Origin of the sequence: Microcoleus sp. FACHB-68 (assembly GCF_014695715.1) — a bacterium.
Lineage (GTDB): Bacteria > Cyanobacteriota > Cyanobacteriia > Cyanobacteriales > Oscillatoriaceae > FACHB-68.
The window spans coordinates 423,265-433,971 of record NZ_JACJOT010000013.1 but is presented as its reverse complement, the minus strand read 5'-3'; the positions used below and the strand labels follow the sequence as shown (position 1 = coordinate 433,971).

Here is a 10,707-nt window from a genome sequence, read left to right as displayed (position 1 = left end):
GAAACCCTATCAGCGAGGATGGGAATCCACACCCTTAGCCAGTACGCCTGGGCGGGGAAGATGTCAAACTGGTAAGTGTTGATACACAGAGGGATTCCATGACCGAGCAAACGAATGCTCGTGAGTTATTTCGAGCGGCTTACGAGAACCGCTACACCTGGGATGGGAACTTTCCCGGCTACACGGCTGATATCGTACTCAAGCAGGGTGATGAAGTCTATCACGGCCAGATCGCCATCAAGCCTGATATGAGTGTCGAAGTCACCGGCATTGAAGACGACGAGGTGAAACAAAGCGTCTACACCCAACTACGCGACATCGTCACCCACCGCAAACGCAGTAATTTCGAGCAATCTCACGGAAAAAACACCTTTAGTGCCGGCGAAGCTGACAACACCGGCGCACTCGAAATCTTAGTCAAAGGTGACGCGATGGGATCGAATTACAAGATCCGAGGCACCGAAATTTGCCAAGTCAGCCGAGTCATGGGACGGATGGCGTTTACCATCGACACCCACGAAAGCTTGGATACTGGGGAAGGCTACGCCGCAAGCCGGTATGATGCCATTTTCCGCAATCCGCAGACCAATGACACCATCAAAGAACTGCAATTTGAAGACAGCTACGAGAAAATTGGCAATTACTATGTAATGACCCGTCAGGTGATTCATTCCAAAGAAAATGGCCAAGTAACAACCACCGAGTTCAACTTCTCTAACGTAAAACTGCTCGAACCGGCAGCCGTTTAATCCGAAACCTCCTAGGGGGAAGCAAAAGCGCAGATAGTTGCCGTCGCTTTTGCTTCCCCCCCTACTCTTCCTACGCCCACGTTGGGAGAACAAAGGTAAAATGACCAATAGAGCAAGATTTTCCGAGGACACCATGAACACACTGGAACTAACCCCAGACAACGTAGAAACTGTTTTGGATGAACTGCGTCCCTACCTGATGGCTGATGGTGGCAACGTTGAGCTAGTTGAATTAGACGGCCCGATTGTCAAACTGCGCTTGCAAGGAGCCTGCGGTTCCTGTCCTAGCTCTACAATGACCCTGAGAATGGGCATTGAGCGGAAATTGCGTGAAATGATCCCAGAAATTGCCGAAGTCGAGCAAGTGATCTAGTTATCGCTCATCACTTATTTGTCAACAGCAAACGACAAATGACAAGCCATAAAAGATAACTGACAGCTGAAAACTGATACATTGAACAGGGAGAGGTAAAAGCTTTTCCCTGTTTGTTTTTAAGCTGAAACCTATGCCCCATCCCCTCTACGTTGCGTTTATCTGGCATCAACATCAGCCGCTGTACAAAAATCGCAGCAACGGTCAATACCGGCTGCCTTGGGTACGGCTGCACGGTACAAAAGATTACCTGGATCTCGTATTATTGCTAGAGCGCTATCCCAAACTGCATCAAACGGTGAACCTAGTTCCCTCATTGATTTTGCAGTTAGAGGATTACATCGACGGCACTGCACTCGACCCTTACCTGACAGCAGCGCTAACGCCAACGGAACAGCTCAACACCGAACAAAAGCATTTCATCATTGAGCATTTCTTTGACGCCAATCACCACACCTTAATTGATCCCCACCCCCGCTACGCCGAACTGTACCATCAACGACAAGACAAGGGATGGCCGTGGTGCTTGGAAAATTGGAACGGGCAAGATTACAGCGACTTACTTGCTTGGCATAACTTAGCTTGGATTGATCCCCTGTTTTGGGATGACCCAGAAATCGCGCAGTGGTTAGAGCAAGGGAAGAACTTTACCTTAAGTGACCGGCAACGAATTTATTCCAAACAGCGAGACATTCTCCGCCGCATCGTCCCGCAACACCGGCAGATGCAACAAGCCGGTCAGTTGGAGGTAACAACAACGCCCTACACCCACCCGATTTTACCCTTACTAGCAGATACAGATGCCGGTCGGGTGGCAGTGCCGCACATGACCTTACCGCAACATCGTTTCCAGTGGGAAGAAGATATTCCCCGGCACTTGCAGAAAGCTTGGGATATGTATACCGACCGCTTCGGTCAAGCGCCGCGCGGATTATGGCCCTCAGAGCAGTCTGTCAGTCCGCAAATTTTGCCCTATATTGCCAAGCAAGGGTTTAACTGGATTTGCTCGGATGAAGCGGTGCTCGGTTGTACACTCAAGACCTTTTTCCACCGGGATGGTGTGGGGAATGTTTGCGAACCGGAGTTACTTTACCGGCCTTATCGCTTAGAAACGCCTCACGGGGATCTGGCAATTGTATTTAGAGATCACCGGCTTTCAGATTTAATCGGCTTTACTTATAGCGCGATGGAACCAAAACAGGCCGCTGCCGATTTGGTTGGCCATTTGGAAGCAATTTCACGAACCCTAAAATACCGGCAACCGGGTGATGGCACAGCTTTAGAACAACCTTGGTTGGTGACAATTGCCTTAGATGGGGAAAATTGCTGGGAATTCTATCAACAGGATGGCAAACCCTTCTTAGAACAGCTTTATCAAACCCTAAGCGACGCACCGGATCTAAAACTGGTGACGGTTTCCGAGTTTATCGAGCAGTTCCCCCCGACGGAAAAACTGCCGGCAGATCGTCTGCACAGCGGTTCCTGGGTGGATGGCAGCTTTACAACGTGGATCGGTGATCCCGCAAAAAATCGGGCTTGGGATTTGCTCACACACGCGCGGCAGGTACTCGCCAATCATCCAGAGGCGACCGAAGAAAACAATCCGGAAGCGTGGGAAGCGCTATATGCGGCGGAGGGTTCTGACTGGTTCTGGTGGTTTGGTGAAGGCCATTCCTCGAACCAAGATGCGATTTTTGACCAGCTATTCCGCGAACATTTAGCGGCGATTTATCAAGCGCTGAATGAGCCGGTTCCCACTGAGTTGATGCATGCGGTGGAGATCCACGAAAATCAGGGGGATCACCTGCCACAAAGCTTTATTCATCCCGTTATCGATGGGGTGGGGGATGAGCAAGACTGGGATAAGGCAGGCCGGCTCGATATTGGTGGCGCACGGGGAACGATGCACCGCAGTTCAGCGGTTCAGCGGCTTTGGTATGGGGTGGATCACTTGAATTTCTATCTGCGGCTAGATTTCAAAAGTGGCACGCAACCGGGCAAGGATTGCCCATCAGAGCTAAATTTGCTGTGGTACTATCCGGATCGGACGATGCACAACAGCCGTGCGCCTCTGGCAAGTCTCCCGGATGAAGCGCCGGTGAATTATAGCTTTCACCACCATTTAGGGATTAATTTGGTGACGCAAACCTCTTGGTTTCAGGAAGCCGGTGAGCATCATCAGTGGCATCCCCGTGCCGGTCGTGCTCAGGTGGCTTTAGATAAGTGTTTGGAAATCGCGATTCCGTGGGCCGATTTGCCAATGAATCCAGATTGGTCACTGCGATTGGTGTTGATGCTTTCCGATGCCGGTCAATTCCGTGATTACGTGCCGGAGAATTCCTTAATTCCGATTGAGATGCCGTAGCAAAGGAATTCACTGTTTTATCGGTTTAGCCGGCTGCTTTGAGTTCATCTGTAGTCCCTAAAACCGCCAGGGAATCAATTCCCCGGCTAATAGCTAAAGCCGGCTTAAGCCGGCTAAGTTTAATCAATCAGTAGTCCACTTTAGTGGACTTTTGCTATTAGCCGGGGATTGAAATCCCCGGCGATCTTCTGGGTAAGCGCGAGTACCGTAAAATTCTTAAACCGGCCTAAGAATCCTTCACAGGTCTCATGGTGGGGAACATCACCACATCTCGGATACTTTGCGTATTTGTTAACAGCATCACGAGGCGATCTACTCCAATTCCCATGCCGGCACAATTCGGCATTCCTAACGATAAAGCTTCGATAAAATCTTCATCCATTGGATGCGCTTCATCATCACCGGCATTCTTTTGCGCTAACTGTTCTTCAAATCGCTTTCTTTGCTCTTTCGGATCATTTAACTCTGAAAATCCGTTGGAATATTCAGTGCCGGCGATAAATAATTCAAACCGCTCAACATAACCCGGCTTGCTGCGATGTCCTTTCGCCAAGGGACTGACTTCTACGGGAAAATCTATGATAAACGTTGGCTGAATTAAGGTTGATTCTACCAACTTATCAAAGACGGCATAGAGAACATAACCTAAGCTTTGTTTTTCTAACTTAGAAAGGTTAAGTCCCCGTTCTTCTGCTGCTTGGATGGCTGCCGGTAAATCTAAAACATCAAAATCTAAGCCGGTTTCATCTTTAACCGCTTCAACCATTGTTTTGACTTGCCAATGCTTGCCGGCAAACCCTGGATATTTGTCACTGTAATCGTATTGCCGGTTTAAGCTAATCGTTTGTCCCTGATATTCAATTTCTGTTTGCTCCCCAAAAACAGCCGTAGCAGCGTGACACATGACATCTTCTACCACTGCTAAAATATCGAAGTAATCTGCATAAGCCTGGTAAACTTCTAATCCTGTAAATTCAGGATTATGGGTGCTGTCAACGCCTTCATTTCTAAACACTCTACCGAGTTCAAAAACCCGCTCAAAACCGCCACAAACAGCCCTTTTTAAAAACAATTCTGGGGCAATCCGCAGATACAAATCGACATCTAGGGCGTTATGATGGGTGATGAAAGGTCTAGCCGCAGCGCCGCCATAAATGGCTTGCAAAATTGGGGTTTCAATTTCATAAAAATTCGCGTCAACTAAGTAAGCGCGAATGCTTTGAATGATGCGGCTGCGAAGTTGAAAACGATTGAAAGATTCTAAGTTGCCGGCCAGATCCATTTCCCGATGCCGGCGGCAAGTTTCCGGGTCATTTACACCGTAATAGGCATCAGGAAAGGGGATTGTTGCTTTTGACAAAACATCCAATTCTTTAACCTGAATTGAAAGTTCTCCCCGCTTAGTGCGACAGCCAATTCCAACAGCGCCGGCGAAATCTCCCACATCAAGCAGTTTTTTAATTTGGTCAAAAGATAAGCCGGGATCGCCGGTAACTTCGTTCTTTTCGATCTTCAGTTGAATCTTGCCGGTGGCATCGGTTAAATCGATAAAGCAAATTTTGCCACTGTCACGTTTTGAAGTAATACGTCCTGAAACCCGAAGTTCACGTTCTTCGGGGTCGGTTTCTTCATTTTGCAGTTCGTTTCCTGGCTGACTAAATAAATCGTGAACTTGTTGTGTGGTGTGCGACCGCTGATAAGATTGGCTGGGATAAGGTTCTATCCCTTGCGCTCGCAGTTCATCTACTTTTTGCGCTCGAACTTCCGCTTCACTCCGAGTCATTCCCTAGCATCCTGTGTTAAGTCAAACATAAAATTTTAGCATATAAATAACTTGTTAAAAGTTGGAAAAATTTTAAAGTGCTTGCCTTTCTCGATTCTGGCAGTTTGATTCACCATTGCTTCAAGACTGTGCTGCACTTGCTCAAAACGAAATTTAACTCGTAAACATGATTCAAATTGTCGGGAAAGCGAACACTCACTGCCTCCCAAAACCGGCATATCCACCTTAAACACCTCAGAAATCGAAACCTCATGGGTATGAGTCGATACCACTACTATTCCTAACCGGGGGTCATAACACCCGACCCAAGCTGCCGGGTGACATTCATGGACGAGATAGCCGTAAAGCCAAATGGGGCCTTTCCCTTCAATGACAATACCTTGCGTAAAATCAATTCCTGGGGGAAGTTTTAATCCCTTGAGGTCTGCCAGCATAATAATCCCATTGTCATTCGTAATTTCAATGTGCAGATGCTGATAAGGCAAACCTGAGTGAGTTTGATGAGGAATCACTTTGAGTTGAATGGCATTCATGATTTTTTTTGAAAGTGTTTCTACTGTATGTCTAGAGGTAAAGTGAACCAGAAAGTAGACCCAGAACCCGGAACACTATCGACCCCAATTTCACCGCCGTGAGCAGTAATAATTTGCCGGCATAAATATAACCCCAAACCAAGGCCGGTAGATCGGCGGGCATGAGTGCCACGAGTGTAAAGTTCAAATAATTGATTGCATTGCTCTTGACTCATCCCTACGCCACTGTCTTGAACTGTGCAGCGAATCATCTGCAATCTTGGATTAGAAGAAATAACAAAATTTGCTGCTTCCTCGTCTGTTGTTTCTGTTATTTCCTCACTAATCACTGTCGCAGCAATCGTTAATTGAAGTCCTGGCGGATTATGATTTAAAGCATTCGTGATTAGATTTTCAAACACGCGCCATAACTGCGCCGAATCCGCACTCACCACCGGCAGCTCAGCCGGCACCCAATTAGTCAGCATTGCTTGATTTTTAGCCAACAGAGGCTCTAAGTCCGCCACAATTGCTGCAATGAGCCGGCTCAACTGCAGCGGCTCCCGCTCAAGTACAATTCCTCGCACTTCAGTGGAATGAACTTCTAGCAGCGAATTAATCATCTTAAGTTGCCGCTGACTGCCTTGAATCATCCGCTCTAAAATTGAGCGAGGAATTTCAATTTTAGAGGATAAATTCTGAATACCAGTCTCCCCAGCAGCCGGCTGACTGCTCAGCAAATTATTCAATACCAATAACGAACCCATCACCGGCGTTCGTAAATCGTGAGTAACTGCGTGTAAAAACAAATCTTTCAACTGATTAATCTCTTGCAATTCCTGATTTCGCTGTTGCAACTGCGCCGTGCGTTCCCCTACCAGCCATTCCAAATTAGCCGCACTCGCTGCTAATTTTTGGTAAAGTTGGGCTTGTTTAATCGCCATTGATACCGGCGTCGCCAGTCGTTCCAAAAATTGCAGCTCAAACGGTTCCCAGTGACGCGGATGATCGCATTGATTCGCCACCAACAATCCAAACATCTGATCGTCCACAAGCAGCCGAACTGCCAAACTCGATTTGACTTTAAAATCTGCATAATACTGGGCAATATAAGCAGAAGGAGATTCCTTCAGACTGGTATCATCAACAGCGCGAACTGAAACCTCGTCAAAAAGTATTTTAATTTCCCCAAAATAGATATCACGCGGGGTCACGTGTCCTAAAGAAGAGGGAAAGCCGGCAGTCACAGATTCTGCGACAATTAAACCATCTAAATTCTCATCCAAATGACCGATATAAACGCGATCAGCTTTCAAAAATTGCCGAACTTCCTCAACCGTTGTGTTAAGAATTTGCTCCAAATCACAAGACTGGTGAACGCGCAAGGCAATTTCTGCTAACAAACGTTCGCGTTCTTGCGCTTCCCGCAATTGTTTCTCAGCCAAAACTCGGTCAGTAATATCATTCGTAACCGCTAACAAACAACACTCACCGTTAAGCGTAATAATTTCAGCAGAAAGCAAACCCACACGCACTTCTCCTGTTTTTGTCCGCAGTTGAACGTCCTGGTTATAAACAACACCATCCTCTAGCAATTGCTGTTTCATTCTTTCGCGATCTTCAAGATTAACCCAAAGATTGAGTTCGTAGGAAGTTCGCCCGATTACCTCGTCGCGCTGATAGCCAAAAATCCGTAAGCAACTCTCATTCACATCCAAATAGCGCCCCTCATTTAGGGTACTAATGCTCATTGAACTTGGGCTGGAACGAAAGGCTTTTGAAAACTTTTGCTCTGACTGTAACAGCGCCTCCTGAGCTTGCTTGCGGTCTGTAATATCAACACCAACACAGACAGCAGCTTGACCTTGTAAGTATTTTTGAGCCACCAATAAATGATGTTTGTTTGGAGTTTTTATCGCAATGTTTTCATGCAGCGGCTGAGCGATCTCTATTTCTTGAGAGGCTTCCTGTGCCGGCGAGGCAAAAAATTGATTCACAAACTCTCTAAATCCACCGGCTATATTGAGAAAGCCCATTTCTTTGCCCACAAAGTCTGCCGGTGATAACCCACAAATATTTGCTAAATACCGATTGACTCCCTGATATTTTAAATCTGAGCCAATCCAAGAAACACATCCCGGCACTGCATCTAAAACCGCTTGCAATTGGTCTTTTGCCTCTTGGAGAGCTTGTTCTGCTTGCTTACGCTGGGTGATATCTCGCACAATTGTCAAAACTTCATCTTCCCCACTTACGACAATTCGCGCCTCATAATAATGTTCTTTGAGGTCTGGAAAAGGCAACTGAAACTCAAAAACTTGCAACTCACCTGTTGCTAAAGCTTTTTCAACATAATCCATGCGCTGCTTCGCCACAGATGCCGGCAAAATGTCGTAAATGTTTTTGCCAATTTGCTCACTGGCAGGTTTCAGTATAAAGCTATCTTTTGGCGCTTTCACATCTAAATAAGTGCCATCTCTGCCAATCCGAAAAATTAAATCTGGGATGGCGCTCACTAAGCTGCGATTGTTCGCTTCAGCCCGCTTGCGGTCGGTGATATCGAGAACATACCCCTCATAATTAATCACTTGTCCAGCATCATTTCGGACAACAAACGTGAAGTCATAAACCCACCGTACCTGACCGTCAGGGCAAATAATTCGGTAGTCCTGTTCAAAAGAAGTCAAACCGGCAGCAATATTGGCTTCCACCTCAGCACAGGCTCTGGCCAGATCATCAGGATGCAGAATGCGGTCGTAGGGCACTCTGCCACTCATTAATTCCTCTGGATCGAAACCCCATTGACTGACATTTGGTGAGACATATTCCACCGGCCAGTTTTCTTGTTCGCGCCACCGGAAAACGGTTACCGGCCCTCCCATAAACAGCCGGCGTTCTCGCTCAATAGCCTCTAGCGCTCGTTTGCGTTCCGTAATATCAAACGCGGTTCCAATTAAGCCGGTGACTTGACCGCTATCGTTAAACAGCGGATTGTACCAAGACTCAAACGCCAGCCCATTTAGCTCGACTGTACAGCTAAATGCTTCGCCGGCCAACGCGCGGCGGCAGTTCTCTACAATTTGGGGCACTTCCCGATAAACATCAAAAATGGATTGCCCCAGCAGTTGTCCGGGACGCAGTCCCAGTGTCTCTAAAACTTTGCCTTCTGAAAAGGTGAATTTCCCCTCCCGATCAACTGCCCATAACGTGAGTGGCGCATTCGCAACGATGGTACGCAGAAACGCTTCACTTTTTCGCAGCGCTTCTTCAGCTCTCGAACGTTCGGTGATGTCAATTCCACTGCCGATAATATATTCAACATTGCCAGTGCTATCTAAAAGTGCCTTATTCGACCAAGCAATCAGCCGGCGTCTGCCATCGCGGGCCACCCAATGGTTTTCATACTGCATCGGCAGTTCCCCCAAGCAAAGGGTTTTAAAGACGTTTTTAACCGGCTCGACTTCTTCCGGCAGCAAGAACAAATCCCAGAAAGGCTGACCAATCACTTCCTCAGCCGAGTATCCGGTGGTTTGCTCACAAGCTCGATTAAAGCGGATAATTCTCCCTTGCGTGTCGAGAACCACCACTAAAGCGCCGGCAGTATCGAGAATTGTAGAAACAAAGTTGCGCTGAAGCAAAAGTGCTTGCTCTGCCTGCTCGCGTTGAGCAATTTCTAAGCGCAGGTGCTTGTTTGCTCTCACTAAAGCAGCGGTGCGATCCTCCACCCGGCATTCGAGTTCTGCATTTGCCAGTTGCAATGCGGCTTGTGCCTGTTTCAGAGGGGTAATATCTCGCCCCACACCCTGATATTCAATAAAGTTACCTTGATCATCAAACAGTGCCCGATTTGTCCACTGGTGCCACTGAATATGTCCGTTTGGTAACGTGACTTTGTGTTCAACTATCCTCACCGGCTCTTCCTGATTGAGGCAAGTGATACAACTTTTAACCGTTTCTCGCTCTTCTTCTAAAATTAAAGAAAATAGATTTTTTCCAATCAATTCTTCGCTTTCTTTGGCAAAGTAACGACAGTACGCACCATTAACAAAAGTGAGGGTGCCATCTGCCAAAAATCGGCAGATTAATTCGGTTTGATCTTCGATAATCGCGCGATAGCGGGCTTCACTTTTCCGCAGTTCCTCTTCTGCTTTAATGCGAGCCGTCATATCATTACCAATACAAAGGATTTCTGCAATGTGCCCGTCTGCGTCTAAAATCGCTTTGTTCGTCCACGCGACCCAGAGGCGATCGCCATTGCGACACATATTTTCATTTTCATTGCGCTGATACTGTTCCGGATGTTGAATGATATCCCGGATCGTGGCATCGAGATCGCGCCCGGATGTATCTGTTTGAGGCACAATCGTACCCACGACACTTCTGCCTAGAATTTCATCCTGAGAGTAGCCAAAAAAGCTTTGAGCGAAATGATTGATAAAAGTAATATGTCCCTGAGTGTCCATTTGCAAAATGATGCAATTTGCGTTTTGGACAAGTTCTCGGTACAAGTTCTCATTGGGGCTTAATGACTGTTCTGGCTGAGTCTCTGCAAGGTTTCTAGACATAATTTGAGATCGCTGCCCTTCAAAATTCAAAACACAAACGTTTTCTGCGCTTGCTTGCATCCCCTAAAATACCTGCTGCAAGCGCTTTCCCTTGAATGTGGCTATATTCTAATGCGATTGAAACCCGGTTGCCATGATTGCCGGCTGTTACGAGCAGTTAAGAGAGTTTTTTAACTTTCTTCTTCAATTCCAGGCTGTCTGCTTCTGATACCTGTTGAGGCTGCACGCCTTGCCGGCAGGAAGTTTGGGCTAACTCAGCAACGGTTGCCGGCAAAAAACTGTCAAAAATCCGCATAAGTGCTCGTTTCTCAAACATATATTCCTGTGACAGCCGGCTACAGGCTGAGACGTTAGTAAACG

7 protein-coding genes are annotated in these 10,707 nt (G+C 47.1%); 3 read left to right on the top strand and 4 right to left on the bottom strand.

Going from position 1 to position 10,707, the window contains the following annotated elements; all coding sequences use genetic code 11:
- The first annotated feature begins 98 nt into the window (after nucleotides 1–98).
- The 3 genes from H6F73_RS19535 (at nucleotide 99) to H6F73_RS19525 (ending at nucleotide 3,487) form a co-directional block, all read left to right on the top strand.
- Nucleotides 99–749: a DUF3386 domain-containing protein gene (locus H6F73_RS19535; protein ID WP_190760427.1), complete on the top strand. Its 651-nt coding sequence runs from the start codon at nucleotides 99–101 to the stop codon at nucleotides 747–749.
- A gap of 142 nt (nucleotides 750–891) precedes the next feature.
- Nucleotides 892–1,122 (top strand): NifU family protein, encoded by a 231-nt coding sequence (locus H6F73_RS19530; RefSeq protein WP_199330692.1) that lies wholly within the window; start codon nucleotides 892–894, stop codon nucleotides 1,120–1,122.
- Nucleotides 1,123–1,255: 133 nt separating this feature from the next.
- On the top strand, nucleotides 1,256–3,487 hold the full coding sequence (locus H6F73_RS19525; RefSeq protein ID WP_190760425.1) for a glycoside hydrolase: 2,232 nt from the start codon (nucleotides 1,256–1,258) through the stop codon (nucleotides 3,485–3,487).
- Nucleotides 3,488–3,713: 226 nt separating this feature from the next.
- On the opposite strand, the gene lysS is transcribed toward H6F73_RS19525, so the two are convergent.
- The 4 genes from lysS to H6F73_RS19505 all read right to left on the bottom strand — a co-directional run bounded on the left by lysS (nucleotide 3,714) and on the right by H6F73_RS19505 (nucleotide 10,663).
- Nucleotides 3,714–5,270, bottom strand: a complete 1,557-nt coding sequence (lysS, locus tag H6F73_RS19520) for a lysine--tRNA ligase (protein WP_190760424.1) — start codon at nucleotides 5,268–5,270, stop codon at nucleotides 3,714–3,716.
- Nucleotides 5,271–5,305: 35 nt separating this feature from the next.
- Entirely contained in the window at nucleotides 5,306–5,803 is a 498-nt protein-coding gene (gene crn3, locus H6F73_RS19515) for a CRISPR-associated ring nuclease Crn3/Csx3 (RefSeq protein ID WP_190760423.1), read from the bottom strand.
- Nucleotides 5,804–5,823: 20 nt separating this feature from the next.
- Complete coding sequence (locus H6F73_RS19510) at nucleotides 5,824–10,347, bottom strand: PAS domain S-box protein (protein ID WP_190760422.1); 4,524 nt, start codon at nucleotides 10,345–10,347, stop codon at nucleotides 5,824–5,826.
- Nucleotides 10,348–10,504: 157 nt separating this feature from the next.
- Entirely contained in the window at nucleotides 10,505–10,663 is a 159-nt protein-coding gene (locus tag H6F73_RS19505; protein ID WP_206754752.1) for a hypothetical protein, read from the bottom strand.
- Between the last annotated feature and the right edge of the window lie 44 nt (nucleotides 10,664–10,707).

Excerpts from the sequence above, each read along its gene's own strand:
- lysS (WP_190760424.1), bottom strand. The coding sequence starts at position 5,270 with ATGACTCGGAGTGAAGCGGAAGTTCGAGCGCAAAAAGTAGATGAACTG.
- H6F73_RS19525 (WP_190760425.1), top strand. The coding sequence starts at position 1,256 with ATGCCCCATCCCCTCTACGTTGCGTTTATCTGGCATCAACATCAGCCG.
- H6F73_RS19505 (WP_206754752.1), bottom strand. The coding sequence starts at position 10,663 with ATGTTTGAGAAACGAGCACTTATGCGGATTTTTGACAGTTTTTTGCCG.
- H6F73_RS19510 (WP_190760422.1), bottom strand. The coding sequence starts at position 10,347 with ATGTCTAGAAACCTTGCAGAGACTCAGCCAGAACAGTCATTAAGCCCC.
- crn3 (WP_190760423.1), bottom strand. The coding sequence starts at position 5,803 with ATGAATGCCATTCAACTCAAAGTGATTCCTCATCAAACTCACTCAGGT.
- H6F73_RS19535 (WP_190760427.1), top strand. The coding sequence starts at position 99 with ATGACCGAGCAAACGAATGCTCGTGAGTTATTTCGAGCGGCTTACGAG.